This is a genomic window from Halopseudomonas pelagia (genome assembly GCF_009497895.1).
Classification (GTDB): Bacteria; Pseudomonadota; Gammaproteobacteria; order Pseudomonadales; family Pseudomonadaceae; genus Halopseudomonas; species Halopseudomonas pelagia_A.
In genome coordinates this window covers 2809232-2824907 of record NZ_CP033116.1, presented here as the reverse complement: position 1 = coordinate 2824907, position 15676 = coordinate 2809232, and the positions used below count along the sequence as shown (strand labels likewise).

Here is a 15676-nt window from a genome sequence, read left to right as displayed (position 1 = left end):
GTTGTACAAGTCATGGCTCCGAAGCCATGTGAGTACCGCAATTAAATGAGCCAACCTTCACCCTGTCTGAACTGCGGCGCGTGTTGCGCTACATTCAGGGTTTCGTTTTACTGGGGCGAGACGGACGACTCCCCCGACGGGCTGGTCCCGCAACATCTGACGGAACAGATCTCTCCCTTCTTGAGCTGTATGCAAGGCACCAATCAACCGATACCACGCTGCACTGCACTGATGGGGCAGGTGGGCGAAGGCGTGCGTTGCAATATTTATGAAAAGCGCTCAACGAGTTGCCGCGAGTTCGCCTGGCATGGCGAAAACGGGTTGGGCAATGAGGACTGTCAGCGGGCTCGCGCCCGACATGGGTTACCACCCTTGCCGGACGTATTGGAGCGCATTCCGATTGTGGCGGCCTGATTAGCCGACATCCGCCACGATGCTGTGCACCAGATAGAGCTTGCGCAAACTGGGGGTGGTCAGCACGAAGGGGTAGATATCGGCCTGGCCCATGCTGCGGGCCAACACGTTCAGCACACTGCTCAGCTGCACCCAGCGATTGATAAAGGCCAGGAACACCTCCTGATCGTCGTTACCTCTGGGGCAACCCTGCAAATGGCTAGCGTCGAATTCATCGATATGCAGCTTGAGAGTGTCCAGGCGGATGCCGAAATCCAGCGCCACGTTCAGCGTGTCGGTCATGTGCAGGTAATGCGCCCAGGTCTCTGCCCAGTCTTCCCAGGGATGCGACGCGGCATAGCTGCTGATAAAGGTGTGAAACCAATCTACCGGCGGGCCCTGGTAGTAATGTGTTTCCAGCGCTTGTTTGTAATCCAGGCGCTCGTCACCAAACAGGTCCCGGAATACTGGCAGCCAGGGCGTGTCCATGACCAGGCGATCCCAGTAGTAATGCCCGGACTCGTGGCGAAAATGCCCGAGCATGGTGCGGTAGGGTTCGTGCATGTTCTGCCTGACCGATTCGCGATGCGCGGGGTCAGCTTCTTCGATATTCAACGTAATCACACCGTCCATATGCCCGGTAAGCACTGCGGGGCCGTCGGGAATAGGGCGTAGCAGCTTGAAGCCGAGGCCCTGTTTCGCGTCCAGGTTTTTGGACACCGTGGGCAACCCAAGCATGGTCAGTTGGGCTATCAGCCGCCGCTTGGCTTGCTCAGTGGTAAGCCAGTAATCGGCATTGGTCGCAATGCTCAGGTCGGGGATAGTCAGGTTCAGCGCGCAGGCTACACAGTAAGGCGCGTTCTCTTCCTTGCTGACCAGCCAGTTGCATTGCGCCGCGCTCTGGCGGTGCTGGCAAAGGCTGAAGGACTGGCCTGCCAAAGGCCCGTCAGAGCGAATTACCCATTTATCGCTGTTGGGCTCCTGCTCAATGCTGCAGAGCTTGCCCTGCTCTGGATGATAGGCCAGCGCCGAACCGCAACGCAGACAAAACTGGTTGTCGAAGAACACCGTCTGGCCGCACTGGCAACGCTGCACATGGCCGTTGGGATGGTAATCAAATAACTGACTACCATCGCTGCGCTGAACCAACTGATCAAAATAGCTCATGGGTGAATATCCATGAAGGGATGCTCCGACCTGCGCCGGAGCGGGCAGGTCATTGCTCCTGTGATTGGGTTGCCTCTTCCGGTTCGGCAAAATAGGTCTTGCGAATGGCATCGTGCAATTCAGTGAAATCGATCTGGATCTCGTCCACGAATGCATGCAGCAGATCCGGCTCTGCTGCCATACGTATGATCTCTGCTTCGGCAATATGTTTCCTGCACGTTTCAACTTCTTCCAAAGCCAGCTCGTGCATCGGCAGATTCTTCAACGCAATGGCCAGACGCTCAAGGCTGCAAGCTACAGCGCGGGGGAACATCCGGTCCTGCAGAAGAAATTGCAGCACATCCGGGCCACGGATACGCAAGCGAACATGCTGACGGTACATCTGAAAACCGCTGAGTGATTTGAGCACACTCATCCACTGCAGAGTCTCGAATGGAGTCAGTTCTTCGGGACTGCGCGGGAGCAGGTTGGCCGAGCGCACGTCGATGATACGCGTGGTCATGTCCGCGCGTTCCAGCTGGCGGCCAATCATCAGGAAGGTACGAGCGGTGGTATAACTGAGCATGCCTTCGACCAGGCCATTCACCGTCTGGCAACTGCGAATCACCCGGTTGAGAAACGCGTCGCGCCGTCTTGGGGTAATTCCAGCTTCAACCTGTTCCTGAACATTGATGTATAGCTGATTGATTTCCTCCCATATTTCTCTTGGAATAACTTCACGTGTGGTTCGTAGGTTCTCCCTGGCGCCCGCCAGTGAACTGATGATCGAACCCGAATAGCGACGGTCGCCGCACATGAATGACAGCACGCTGGCTTCATCACGGGTTTCATAGTGCTCATCGAACAATTCGTCATTACCGGTGATGGCGATTATTTCTGACCAACCGAGTTTGGTGGAGCGGGGCAGGTCAAGCAGCAGGTGACTGTTGACGCTCAGCAGTCGGGCAGTGTCTTCAGCTCTTTCGATGTAGCGAGCCAACCAATAGATATTTTCCGCAACTCTTGAAAGCATAATCAGTTCCCCGCCATGTCGACGATCCAGGTGTCTTTACTGCCGCCACCCTGGGACGAGTTGACCACCAGTGAACCTTTGGTCAGGGCAACGCGGGTCAGGCCGCCGGTGGTTACCCACGGGGTCTCGCCGGAGAGGATGAAAGGACGTAGATCAACATGGCGCGGCTCAACGCCGTTTTCACACAGGGTAGGTGAGGTAGAAAGAGCCAAAGTAGGCTGGGCCATATAGTTGCGCGGATCTGCCTTGATCAATTCAGCGAACTTGTCGCGTTCCTTTTTCGTCGAGTGCGGCCCGATCAGCATGCCATAGCCGCCAGACTCATTGGCCGGTTTGACCACCAACTTGTCGAGGTTGTCGAGCACGTACTTGCGGTCGTCGTCGAACATGCACAGGTAGCTGGGTACGTTCGGCAGCAGTGGTTCCTGATCGAGATAGTACTTGATGATCGCCGGTACGAAGGCGTAGACCACCTTGTCATCGGCCACGCCAGCTCCCGGCGCGTTGGCCAGTGCGACCTTACCTTTGCGCCAGGCGCGCATCAGGCCCCTGACCCCCAGGGCTGAGTCCGGATTGAACACCTCGGGATCGATAAACAGGTCATCAACGCGGCGGTAGATCACATCTACCCGGCTCAGGCCGTCGATACGGCGCATATACACGCAGTCGTCATCACCGACCACCAGGTCGGAGCCTTCTACTACCTCAATGCCCATTTGCTGGGCAAGGTAGGCGTGCTCGTAATAGGCGGAGTTGTAGATGCCTGGCGTCAGAATGACGATACAGGGGTCATCGCCGGGGCGCGGGGACATGGAGGCGAGCATGTCATACAGCTGCGAGGTGTAATCATCCACCGGTTGGATGCGGCCGGTAGCAAACAGATCGGGCAACACCCGTTTGGTGACGTTGCGATTCTCCAGCATGTACGACACGCCAGAGGGTATACGCAGGTTGTCTTCGAGCACATAGAGCGTGCCGTCCTTGTCCCGTACCAGGTCAGAGCCGCAGATATGCGCCCAGATATTGTGCGGGGGGTGGACGCCGACGCATTGTTTGCGGAAGTTCACTGACTTGGCGAGGATTTCGGCAGGGAAGACCTTGTCCTTGATGATCTTCTGATCGTGGTAGAGGTCATCGATAAACATGTTCAGCGCCTGGACTCGCTGCTTCAAACCGGCTTCGGTCTTCTGCCATTCGGCCAGCGGTATGATGCGTGGCACGATATCGAACGGCCAGGCGCGGTCGATCATGTTGCCTTCGGTATACACCGTAAAGGTGATGCCCATCAGCTGGATGGCGACCTCAGCCGCGGTTTTATGCTCGCTGAGCTCGCGCGCGTCGAGATCGGCGAGATACTGGCAAAGCATGGCTGCTTCCGGTCTTGCCTGTCCCGAAGCAGAGATGAGTTCGTCAAAAAATCCCTTAGAGGCGTAGTCTTCCCAATTAACTTTGCTCATTAAGCCACTCTTGTGTGCTGGGGTGATGGGACGAAACGCTGCAATTGCTATACCAGACTAATACGCATTTGCTGCTTTAGCCATTAGGATTGATGTTAGTAGATATGTGCTGGTCCATGATTGTCATACTGCTGGATGGCAAAAGAGTTATCCTCAACACAGACCAGCTATATTCAAAAGAGTTTACCCAGGCCGCTTGGCACAGGCGTTGCTATGCTCTTGGGCTAACCTTGCCATTGCTTCGGGAAACGATTCATGACTATTCGTGTAGCGCTGAAACATTCCACTCGTTATGACTTCGATAGAACGGTAGCGGTTGGAGCTCACCATATTCGCCTGAAGCCCGCGCCACACTGCCGCACGCCGATTGACGCCTACAGCCTGAAAATAGAGGGTGGTCAGCACTTTATCAACTGGCAACAGGACCCCTTCGGCAATCATGTGGCCCGCGTCGTATTCCCGGACAAGATCGATCATCTGTATGTGGACGTAGAACTGGTGGTGCCGATGACGGTGGTGAATCCCTTCGATTTTTTCGTTGAGGATTACGCCGAGCAAATCCCCTTCGAATACCCCAAGGCGTTGAGCAAGGAGCTGGGCCCGTATCTGGAAAAGAACGAACCGGGCCCCTTGCTTGCGGCTTGGTTGACCACCGTCAGCAAAGAGCCCAGGTCCGTGGCGGACTTCCTGGTATCGATCAATCAACGTTTGTCGCAGGACATCGAATACCTGATCCGCATGGAGCCGGGCGTACAGAGCGCTGAGGACACCCTGACCCTGCAGCGCGGTTCATGCCGTGATTCGGCCTGGCTGCTGGTGGAGATATTTCGCCAGTTGGGTCTGGCGGCGCGCTTCGTGTCGGGCTATCTGATCCAGCTAACCGCTGATGTAAAAGCGCTAGACGGTCCCTCAGGTACCGAAGTGGACTTCACCGATCTGCACGCCTGGACCGAAGTATTCATTCCCGGCGCGGGCTGGATTGGTCTGGATCCCACCTCCGGCCTCTTTGCCGGGGAAGGGCATATTCCGTTGGCGGCGACACCAGAGCCTTCCAGCGCGGCACCTATCACCGGTGCTTCCGAGCCGTGCAAGGTTGAGTTTGATTTCAAAATGAGCGTCACGCGCGTTCATGAAGATCCGCGCGTGACCAAACCCTATACCGAAGACCAGTGGGCACGAATTGATGCGCTGGGCGATCAGGTTGATCAGCAACTTGAAGAGCTTGACGTGCGTCTGACCATGGGCGGCGAGCCCACTTTTGTATCGGTCGACGATATGGATGCACCAGAATGGACCATTGCTGCGCAAGGGCCGACCAAAAGAGGGCTCGCCGAGAAATTGCTGCGGCGTCTGCGCCCGCATTACGCGCCACATTCCTTGATGCACTACCAGCAGGGCAAATGGTATCCAGGTGAGCCTCTGCCACGCTGGGCCCTGGCCTGCTACTGGCGCCGCGACGGCAAGCCCATGTGGCAGGATGACCAGTGGCTGGCGGATGTGGAAAAGGACTACCAGTTCGGCGAAAAGGACGTGCAGCGTTTTGCCGCCGAGCTGACCAAGCGGTTGGAATTGGATGAGCGCTATCTGATTCCCTGTTTTGAAGATACCTACTATTACCTGTGGCTCGAGCAGCAACAGCCCAGCGACGTGAAACTCAGTGATCACGAACTCCAGGATGACGAGAGCCGCGCCAGACTGGTGCGGCTGCTTGAGCGCGGCCTGGACAAGATGACCGGCCTGGCGTTGCCATTGGCCCGTGATCTGAGCACCGATCGCTGGCAAAGCAGCCGCTGGCCGATCCGCCGGCAGAATCTGTATCTGGTGCCGGGCGACTCGCCCATGGGCCTGCGTCTGCCGCTTTCCGCTTTGCCGCTGCGCAAGCTTGATGAACCACAGCCGCGCTCGTTGTTCGACACGCCGCCGGCGCTGTCGGATGTGCATGGTGAGGTGGCCAGTCGCTACAGCGAAGTGCAGGCGGCCAGCAACCAGACAGACGGCCGACATCACCAGTCAGTTGGTCAGGATTGGCAGGAACAGTTGACCGACCTGAGTGAAGAGGGCGTTATCGGCACAGCGCTGTGCCTGGAAGAGCGTGACGGCAAACTGTTTATCTTCCTGCCGCCATTGGCTCAACTTGAGGAGTACCTGGAGCTGCTGGCCTCTATCGAGCAGACCGCTGCTCACCTGAAGATGCCCGTGTGCATCGAGGGTTATGCTCCGCCCTCGGATTCGCGCATCGAGAAGTTCATGATTACGCCTGATCCGGGTGTGATCGAAGTCAACGTGATGCCGGCATCCAACTGGCGCGATCTGGTCGATAATACGCATATTCTCTACGAAGAAGCGCGCCTGACCCGACTGGGCACCGAGAAATTCATGCTCGATGGTCGGCATACCGGTACTGGCGGTGGCAACCATGTCACGCTGGGCGGTAAAACGCCTGCGGATTCGCCGTTCCTGCGCCGCCCGGACTTGCTCGCCAGTATGTTGACCTTCTGGCAACACCACCCAAGCCTGTCTTACCTGTTCTCCGGGTTGTTTATCGGCCCGACCAGCCAGGCACCCCGGGTCGATGAAGCGCGTCATGAAGCTTTGTACGAGCTGGAGATCGCGCTCTCGCAGATGCCCGAAGGCGAAGTGCCCCAGCCCTGGCTGGTGGACCGCCTGCTGCGGCATTTGCTGACTGATATCACCGGCAATACCCACCGCGCGGAGTTCTGCATCGACAAGCTCTATTCGCCCGACACCGCCACCGGGCGGCTCGGTCTACTTGAGCTGCGCGGCTTCGAAATGCCACCGCATGCGCAAATGAGTCTGATGCAGCAGTTGTTGATTCGCGCGCTGGTCGCTCGCTTCTACGCCAAACCCTACCGCAAGCCACTGGTGCGCTGGGGTACAGCACTGCATGATCGCTGGATGATGCCGCATTTTATCTGGCAGGATCTACGCGATGTGATCACCGATCTGAATGCCCATGGCTTTGTCTTTGAAGCTGACTGGTTTGCACCCTTCCTGGAATTCCGCTTCCCGCATTGCGGCGAAGTGCGTTATGACGGTGTGGGTATCGAATTGCGCCAGGCTATCGAGCCTTGGCATGTGCTGGGGGAAGAGGTCAGCGGGGGCGGCACTGCCCGCTATGTGGATTCGTCAGTTGAACGTATGGAAGTGAAAGTCAGCGACTTCAATCCGTCACGCCACGTACTGACCTGCAATGGCTACAAGGTGCCATTGCAGTTTACCGGCATCCCTGGGGAGGGCGTGGCTGCAGTACGCTATCGTGCCTGGCAGCCGCCTTCGGCGATGCATCCGATGATTGAGGTACACGCGCCCCTGGTATTCGACCTGGTCGATAGCTGGAACAACCGTTCCCTGGGCGGCTGCACCTATCACGTAGTGCATCCGGCAGGGCGCAATTATGAAACCTTCCCGGTGAATGCCAATGAAGCAGAAGCTCGCCGTATGGCACGCTTCTGGTCGCATGGACATACGCAGGGAGAAATGAAACACATTGAACAGGCTCCCGGCCAGGAATACCCGCATACACTCGATCTGCGACGTGCTGCCGTGCCTGCCTCTGGTCTATAATAGTTTTTTGCTGCAGCGCACACCGGCGCTCGCTTCGAGCGCCGCTCAGGAACTAACTCATGCTGTTACCGGGTAATCTGGATCCATCGCTTAAATCGCTTCTCGGGGATTATCCCGGACATGAAGAGCATGACGAGCTGCTGGGCAGCGATCAGCAGCCGCGCAGCCATTGGCAGGCCCTTATCGAGGAGTTCTCCGCGCTGGGCCCAGACTTTCTGGTCAGCCGCAGCGAAGAAGCGCAGAACCTGCTGCATGAGAACGGTGTCACCTTCAATCCCTACGAAGACGACCCCGGCCAGCTGCGCTCCTGGCAGCTGGATTGCTTGCCCTGGGTGATCAATACCCATGAATGGCAGACTCTTGAAGCCGGGTTGAAGCAACGCAGTCGACTGTTGGAACACTTGCTCGATGATCTTTATGGTGACCGTAACGTCATCAATGAAGGGCTTTTGCCGCCGGAGCTGGTATTTACCCATCCAGGTTTCTTGTTTGCCGCTGCCGACTCGCCGTCGCAACTGGACCGCCCGCTGCTGATTTTTCATGGTACTGACCTGATCCGTGACGAGCAGGGGCAGTGGCAGGTGCTGGGCGACTGGACGCAGTCGCCGTCCGGTGCCGGCTATGCGTTGGAAAACCGTATTACCTTGGCTCGGGCGCTGCCGAGTATCTACCGGGAAGCGCCGATCAACCGTCTGGCTGGCTTCCATCAGGCCCAGCATCGCTGCCTTGCCGGTCTGGCCGGTTCCGGTCGCGAGCAGCCGAATATAGTGTTGTTGTCACCCGGCCCGGGCAGCCCCGGTTACTTCGAGCATGCCTGGCTGGCCAACTATATGAACTTTGCGCTGGTCGAGGGTGATGATCTGGTCGTGCGCGAGGGGCAGGTATCGGTACGTACGCTGGGCGGTTTGACCCAGGTTGACGTGATCGTTCGGCAGATCAATGACCCCTGGTGCGACCCGCTGGAGCTGCGCCCCGACTCCTTGCTTGGCGTGCCGGGCTTGCTGCAGGCGGCGCGCAATGGTGAAGTGCGGATTGCCAATGCCCTGGGCGCCGGGATCCTAGAGCATCCGGCACTCGCTGCGTTCCTGCCGGGTCTGTGCCAACGGCTGCTGGGTGAAACCTTGCTGTTACGCTGCCGTGAGACGCTCTGGTGCGGAAATAGCGAGGGCCTGGCGCAGGTTAACCAGTCGTTGGATGAATGGATACTGCGCGATATCAGCCAGCCCGGGAAAGTCTTCAGGGCAGGGCAGATGAGTCTGGAAGCGATCCAGGGACTGCGCCGTGATATGCAGCAGCGACCCTATCTCTTTACCGCGCAGCGACCGGTGGTGTCTTCGGTTACCCCAGGCTTTAATCCGCAGACCAGAAAGCTGGAGCGGCAACATACGACGCTGCGATTTTTCAGTCTGGTCGAGCCGGATGATCTGGGCAAGCCAGTGCACGAGCGGCATTTCCGCGTTATGCCCGGCGGGTTGGCCTGGGTTGGCGAGCCGGGCGCGCCGCTGATGCAAAGCCGCACGGTCAAGGATGTCTGGGTGCTGGCGCCGGTACCGCAACCGCATATCAGCATGTTGCGCCAGGCTCAGGGGCCAATAGTGGTCACCCGAGACGGCAAAGATCTGCCTTGCCGAGTGGCGGAGAGCCTGTTCTGGATGGGCCGCTATGGCGAACGTCTGGATACCCGTGCGCGCCTTTTGCGCGAAGCTCTGGGGCGGCTGCTGCAGGATGATCGGCACGAGAGTAGCAGTAATATTCTGCCTGACTTGCTGGCGGCGCTGGATATCAGTCTGGATCCGGAGACCCTGGAAGAGGAGCTTGATGCGGCCCGCGGTCATGCCCGGTTTTCACCTGAACACATCCTCACGCGGGATCGTCTGTTGCTGTTGTTCGCCGATGATCAGCCGGAAGGCCTGCCGATGCTTTTCGGTCATTTCGTGCGCAACAGCAGAGCAGTGCGTGACCATCTGGGTGATGACAGCTGGCGTGCGATCAACAGCCTGCGTCAGCGTTTCAACAGCATGCCCCGAACCCGTGGCGTAGTGGTTGGCCAGCGTTTGCTGGAGGCCATGGTGCTGGATCTTTCGGCGTTTTTCGGCCTGTGTAATGAAACCATGCCGCACCATTACGGCTGGCGTTTTCTGGATATGGGGCGTTTTATCGAACGCACGTTGGGCAGTCTGCAACTGCTCAAGCTGGCGCTGTTGACCGCAACTCAACCGGGTATTCCATTATGGGAAGTGGTGCTAGCGTCTACCGACAACTTCACCGTGTACCGTCGCCGCTATCGTTCCCAGCTGCATCCTGCGGCGATTCTAGACCTGCTGCTGTTCGATGAAACCAACCCACGCTCCGTCGGTTATATGCTCAAACGCTTGGAACGGCAGATCACCCGATTGCCGTCCCAGGGCAGCTCGCCTTATCGCAACCTGGAAAAGCGCCTGATCATCGAAGCGACCAGCAAGTTGCATCTGGTGGATATCAACATGCTGGCAGATCTGGAAAATTCCGAGGAAGCTCGCGAGGTGCTCAATCAGTTGCTGGATCAGTTGATTGAGCCGATGTCAGAGTTATCCAATGCCCTGTCGCACAGTCATTTCAGCCACGTGGAACCGCCTCGCCAGTTGGTCACCATGCAATACAGCAACAACTCCTAATAGGGCTTCGGCAAATGAAATACCAGTTACGCCACAGCACGCTCTATGAATACAGCGGCCCGGTCAGTCTGAGCCATAACGAGGCGCGCATTCTGCCGCGCAATCTGCCTTGGCAATGGTGTACCAACGCCAAGCTGGATATCTCACCGAATCCGGTGAGAATGCGTGAACGTATCGATTTCTTCGGTAACCGGGTGGTGTATTTTTCCCTCGAGTCGCTACATGAAGAGTTGCAGGTAAACGTCACCAGCGATATCGAAACCCGACCGCGGCCGACGCAGGATTTCTTTTCTACCATTGCCTGGGAACAGGCCGTGCGCGAAACCGCAGCTGATATTCGCTACAGCAATCGTGATTGTCTGGAAGCGCGGCTGTTCATGCTCGACTCGCCCTTTATCCATCAGCACGAAAGTCTGGCCAACTATGCGCTGAGCAGCTTTGCTGCAGGGCGCAATTTGCTGGATGCAGTGCTGGATCTCAATCAGCGCATATTCAACGAATTTGTCTACGACCCGGACTTCACCACAGTGGCTACGCCGCTCAAGGAAGTGCTCGCCAGTAGGCGCGGTGTTTGCCAGGATTTCGCTCATCTGGCCATTGGCTGCCTGCGGTCGCTGGGACTTGCCGCACGCTATATCAGCGGTTATATGGAAACCATGCCCCCAGCAGGCCAGGAAAAGTTGCTCGGCGCCGATGCTACCCATGCCTGGTTGGCGGTATTTATTCCCGGCTGGGGCTGGCTGGAGATCGATCCCACCAACGGCTGTGTACCGGATGAGCGCTACATCGTGCTCGGCTGGGGCCGGGATTTTGCCGATGTGACTCCGCTCAAGGGGGTGATGACCGGTGGTGGTGAGCATAAGCTGACAGTGGCGGTGGATGTTTTGCCGGTGCGGGAAGAGGCTTTGGTGTCCTTGCCGATTTAGAAGCGACAGGCTGCAAGCATGCATGGTCAGGGTTGGAATCATTAGGATCGTTCTGAAACCGCTTGGATTCCCGCCTGCGCGGGAATGACGTAGTCTGGTGTATCGGTACTGTTGCTGCTGCGTCGTCTTTGATACGCCGCTCTTTCAGCAACCCCAGTCATTCCCGCGCAGGCGGGAATCCAAGCGGACTGATGACCCTGTAACGGAGCATATTAAGTCCTCGAACCTGGTTCAAACTCGTTCCCAGCACCCAGCACCCAGCACCCAGCACCCAGCATCCGCCCAGCTGCTCCTCCGACCCTATCCCGTCATTCCCGCGAAAGCGGGAATCCATTTTGACTTTGCCTTTCCAGCAGCGCATAAAAAACCCGGCTCTCGCGAGCCGGGTTCTCTTCAAACTAATAGCTTCTAGCTTGCCGCTTACATATTAGGGTAGTTCGGTCCGCCAGTACCTTCAGGCGCTACCCAGTTGATGTTCTGCGAAGGATCCTTGATGTCACAGGTCTTGCAGTGAACACAGTTCTGAGCATTGATCTGGAAGCGCTTGTCGCCGTTATCAGCGGTGACGACTTCGTAAACACCGGCCGGACAGTAACGCTGAGCTGGCTCATCGTATAGCGGCAGGTTTTTCTCGATCGGAATGCTTGGGTCCTTGAGCTGCAGGTGAACAGGCTGATCTTCTTCATGGTTGGTATTGGACAGAAATACCGAAGAGAGCTTGTCGAAGCTGATCACACCATCCGGCTTCGGGTAGGCAATCTTGGGTGCGTCGGCAGCCTTTTTCATGCAGGCGTAATCCGGCGTAGTGTCGTGCAGGGTCATCGGGATCTTGCCGCCGAAGAGGTTCTGGTCGACAAAGTTGAACGCGCCACCCAGCAAAGGACCGAACTTGTGAATCGCCGGACCGAAGTTGCGTGAACCGAACAGCTCATCGTACAGCCAGCTGGACTTGAAGCCGTTGACGTAACCGGTCAGCTCATCACCACCAGTACGACCTGCTTTCAACGCGTCCAGTACCGCGTCTGCTGCGAGCATGCCGGACTTCATGGCCGTGTGGCTGCCCTTGATCTTGGCAAAGTTCAGCGTGCCCAGATCGCAACCGATCAATGCGCCACCGGGGAAGACCATTTTCGGCAGCGAGTTCAAACCACCTTTGCAGATGGCGCGGGCACCATAGGAAACGCGCTTGCCACCTTCCAGGTATTGCTTGATCACCGGGTGGTGCTTGTAACGCTGGAACTCATCGAAGGGTGACAGGTGTGGGTTACTGTAGGACAGGTCAACGATCAGGCCGACAACAATCTGATTGTCTTCGATGTGATACAGGAAGGAACCACCTGTATTTTCATTCTTGGTGATATCCAGCGGCCAGCCGGCGGTGTGCACTACCAGGCCTTCTTCGTGCTTGGCTGGGTCGATGTCCCAGATTTCCTTGATGCCGATACCGTAATGCTGGGCATCTGCGTCGGAGTCGAGATTGAAGCGCTTGATCAGCTGCTTGCCAATGTGGCCGCGGCAGCCTTCAGCGAACAAAGTGTACTTGGCACGCAGTTCCATGCCTGGAGTGTAAAAGCCTTCCTTCGGGTTGCCTTCACGATCAACGCCCAGGTCGCCCGTGAGGATGCCGGTCACTACGCCATTTTCATCGATCAGCGCTTCCTGAGCGGCAAAGCCCGGGTAGACTTCTACGCCCAGGTTCTCGGCCTGCTGAGCCATCCAGCGGCACAGATTGCCCAGGGAGATAATGTAGTTGCCTTCGTTGTGCATGGTCTTGGGTACGAACAGACCGGGCACTTTGCTTGATTTCTCTTCGCTGGTCAGCATGTAGATATCGTCACGGGTGACGGGGGTGTTCAGCGGAGCACCCAGCTCTTTCCAATCGGGGAAGAGCTCTTCCAGAGCGCGCGGCTCGAAGATTGCCCCAGAGAGGATGTGAGCGCCAACTTCGGAACCCTTCTCTACAACGCAAACGCTGACTTCCTGGCCGGTTTCGGCTGCTTGTTTCTTGATGCGACAAGCGGCGGCAAGACCAGAAGGCCCTGCGCCTACGATGACAACGTCAAACTCCATGAATTCGCGTTCCACTATGTATCTCCTACTCTAGGCCTAATCTGAATCGATTGTGTGAGTGATCTTCCGTGATCGTGTAACCCGCGAGTATAACAGCCTGCAGGGCATGCTCCAATGCATAGATATGTCTCATCAGCTTTGACAATGCGACTTTATGCGCAGATGCATGTATGCCAATATTGACCCGACGCGGTGGGCGGGGCAAGATCACGGTGCGTACATAATCTGCTGTAAAAGTCTAACTGTGAACGATTTATTTTATTTGGTCACGGTTAATTGCAATTAGTTCCAGCCATTCAATCCAAGGGAGGCTCCTGTGAAGATACTCGTCGCCGTTAAGCGCGTGGTCGATTACAACGTCAAGGTTCGCGTCAAAGCGGACAATTCCGGTGTCGATCTCGCCAACGTCAAGATGTCCATGAACCCCTTCTGCGAAATCGCCGTGGAAGAGGCCGTGCGCCTGAAAGAAAAAGGCGTTGCGACTGAAGTAATCGCCGTTTCCGTCGGCCCCGTGGCCGCCCAGGAGCAACTGCGTACTGCACTGGCTCTGGGTGCTGACCGAGCCATTCTGGTCGAGTCCGCCGATGATCTGAGCTCGCTGGCCATTGCCAAGCTGCTCAAGGCCGTTGTCGACAAGGAGCAGCCCCAGCTGGTCATCCTCGGCAAGCAGGCTATCGATTCCGACAACAACCAGACCGGCCAGATGCTGGCTGCGCTGAGCGGCTACGGCCAGGGCACCTTTGCCTCTGCTGTCGAAGTCTCCGGCGAGAGCGTCAAGGTCACCCGTGAAATCGACGGCGGCCTGCAGACCGTTGATCTGAAACTGCCAGCGATCGTCACCACTGACCTGCGCCTGAACGAGCCGCGCTACGCGTCGCTGCCGAACATCATGAAGGCCAAGAAAAAGCCGATGGAGAACCTCAAGCCGGAAGATCTCGGCGTGAGCGTGTCTTCTACCGTCAAGACCATCAAGGTCGAAGCGCCGGCTGCCCGCAGCGCGGGTATCAAGGTCAAGAGCGTCGACGAGCTGGTCGACAAACTCAAGAACGAAGCCAAGGTGATCTGAGATGACGATTCTAGTTATTGCTGAACACAACAACGCCGAACTGAATGCCGCGACGCTGAACACCCTGGCTGCCGCTAAAGCAATAGGTGGTGATATCGACGTACTGGTCGCTGGCGAAGGCTGCTCTGCCGTCGCTGATCAAGTCGCCAAGGCCGAAGGCGTGACCAAGGTCCTGCTGGCGGACAACGCAGCCTACGGCCACCAGTTGCCGGAAAACCTGGCGCTGCTGATTGCCGAAGTGGGCAAGAGCCACAGCCACATCCTCTGCGCTGCCAGCACCAACGGCAAGAACTACGCCCCGCGCGTTGCTGCGCTGCTGGACGTGGATCAGATCTCCGAGATCATTGCGGTCGATAGCGCTGATACCTTCAAGCGCCCGATCTATGCCGGTAACGCGATTGCCACCGTGCAGTCCAGCGCCTCGGTCAAGGTCATCACCGTGCGTGCCACCGGCTTTGACGCCGTGGCGGCCGAAGGCGGTAGCGCCAGCGTAGAAGCGGTTTCCAGCGTCCAGGATGCCGGTGTATCGAGCTTTGTTGGCGAAGAGCTGGCCAAGTCCGACCGTCCCGAACTGGCCGGTGCCAAGATCGTCATCTCCGGCGGCCGTGGCATGCAGAACGGTGACAACTTCAAGCACCTGTACTCGCTGGCCGACAAGCTCGGCGCCGCTGTGGGCGCTTCGCGTGCTGCGGTAGACGCAGGCTTCGTACCCAACGACATGCAGGTCGGTCAGACCGGCAAGATCGTCGCGCCGAACCTGTATATCGCTGTCGGTATCTCCGGTGCGATTCAGCACTTGGCCGGTATGAAGGACTCCAAGGTGATCGTCGCGATCAACAAGGACGAAGAAGCGCCGATCTTCTCGGTAGCTGATTACGGTCTGGTAGCGGATCTGTTTGAAGCGATTCCGGAGTTGGAAAGCAAGGTTTAAAGGTAGCTTCAAGCGGCAAGCTTTAAGCTGCAAGCCTTAAGAAAACCCCGGTTCGCGAGAGCCGGGGTTTTTTGTGGGCTGTTGGAAAGTCAAAGTCAAAATGGATTCCCGCTTTCGCGGGAATGACGAGATTGGGGTGGGTTTGTGGGCGTAAGGGCTAGCCTGAACGATTCGGACAGGAGTGTAGGTTGGGTTCTGTGATTCTGGACATGAGTCCGCTTGGATTCCCGCCTGCGCGGGAATGACGGAGGTGTTGAAAATGTGGAGGAGTTGGGCGGGACAGTAAGAAAGGCGTAGCAGGATAATACCGATATCCCAAACTACGTCATTACCGCGAAAGCGGGAATCCATTTGGCTTTTCAGACCCATACCCGGGGCGGGAAAAGTCTGACTCGATTTTGAATGCTTGTAACTT

10 protein-coding genes are annotated in these 15676 nt (G+C 57.3%); 6 read left to right on the top strand and 4 right to left on the bottom strand.

The features are described 5' to 3' along the window. Window positions 1–45: 45 nt before the first annotated feature. Window positions 46–414: a YkgJ family cysteine cluster protein gene (locus EAO82_RS13205; RefSeq protein WP_096346550.1), complete on the top strand. Its 369-nt coding sequence runs from the start codon at window positions 46–48 to the stop codon at window positions 412–414. Here the strand turns inward: EAO82_RS13205 and EAO82_RS13200 are convergent, their stop codons facing one another. Genes EAO82_RS13200 through EAO82_RS13190 form a run of 3 tightly spaced genes read right to left on the bottom strand, consistent with a single transcriptional unit; the run spans window position 415 to window position 4029 of the window. After that, entirely contained in the window at window positions 415–1560 is a 1146-nt protein-coding gene (locus EAO82_RS13200; protein WP_174958870.1) for a putative zinc-binding metallopeptidase, read from the bottom strand. A 49-nt stretch (window positions 1561–1609) separates the two neighbouring features. Beyond that, window positions 1610–2572, bottom strand: coding sequence for an alpha-E domain-containing protein (locus tag EAO82_RS13195; RefSeq protein ID WP_096346548.1), 963 nt, complete (start codon window positions 2570–2572; stop codon window positions 1610–1612). Between the two features lie 2 nt (window positions 2573–2574). After that, window positions 2575–4029 carry a circularly permuted type 2 ATP-grasp protein gene (locus EAO82_RS13190; protein WP_096346547.1) on the bottom strand — a complete coding sequence of 485 codons (1455 nt, stop codon included), beginning with the start codon at window positions 4027–4029 and terminating at the stop codon, window positions 2575–2577. A gap of 255 nt (window positions 4030–4284) precedes the next feature. Between EAO82_RS13190 and EAO82_RS13185 the strand changes: the two genes are divergently transcribed. Genes EAO82_RS13185 through EAO82_RS13175 form a run of 3 tightly spaced genes read left to right on the top strand, consistent with a single transcriptional unit; the run spans window position 4285 to window position 11194 of the window. Next, window positions 4285–7614: a DUF2126 domain-containing protein gene (locus EAO82_RS13185; protein ID WP_096346546.1), complete on the top strand. Its 3330-nt coding sequence runs from the start codon at window positions 4285–4287 to the stop codon at window positions 7612–7614. Between the two features lie 59 nt (window positions 7615–7673). After that, window positions 7674–10268: a circularly permuted type 2 ATP-grasp protein gene (locus EAO82_RS13180; protein WP_096346545.1), complete on the top strand. Its 2595-nt coding sequence runs from the start codon at window positions 7674–7676 to the stop codon at window positions 10266–10268. A 14-nt stretch (window positions 10269–10282) separates the two neighbouring features. Then, window positions 10283–11194, top strand: coding sequence for a transglutaminase N-terminal domain-containing protein (locus EAO82_RS13175; protein ID WP_096346544.1), 912 nt, complete (start codon window positions 10283–10285; stop codon window positions 11192–11194). Window positions 11195–11614: 420 nt separating this feature from the next. On the opposite strand, the gene EAO82_RS13170 is transcribed toward EAO82_RS13175, so the two are convergent. Continuing rightward, window positions 11615–13279 (bottom strand): electron transfer flavoprotein-ubiquinone oxidoreductase, encoded by a 1665-nt coding sequence (locus tag EAO82_RS13170; RefSeq protein WP_096346543.1) that lies wholly within the window; start codon window positions 13277–13279, stop codon window positions 11615–11617. Window positions 13280–13580: 301 nt separating this feature from the next. Here EAO82_RS13170 and EAO82_RS13165 point away from each other — a divergent pair, with 301 nt between their 5' ends. Then, window positions 13581–14330, top strand: a complete 750-nt coding sequence (locus EAO82_RS13165) for an electron transfer flavoprotein subunit beta/FixA family protein (RefSeq protein WP_149332801.1) — start codon at window positions 13581–13583, stop codon at window positions 14328–14330. 1 nt (window position 14331) lies between these two features. Next, a complete protein-coding gene (locus tag EAO82_RS13160) occupies window positions 14332–15261 on the top strand; it encodes an electron transfer flavoprotein subunit alpha/FixB family protein (protein WP_096344995.1) in 930 nt (309 codons plus the stop codon). Window positions 15262–15676: the final 415 nt, after the last annotated feature.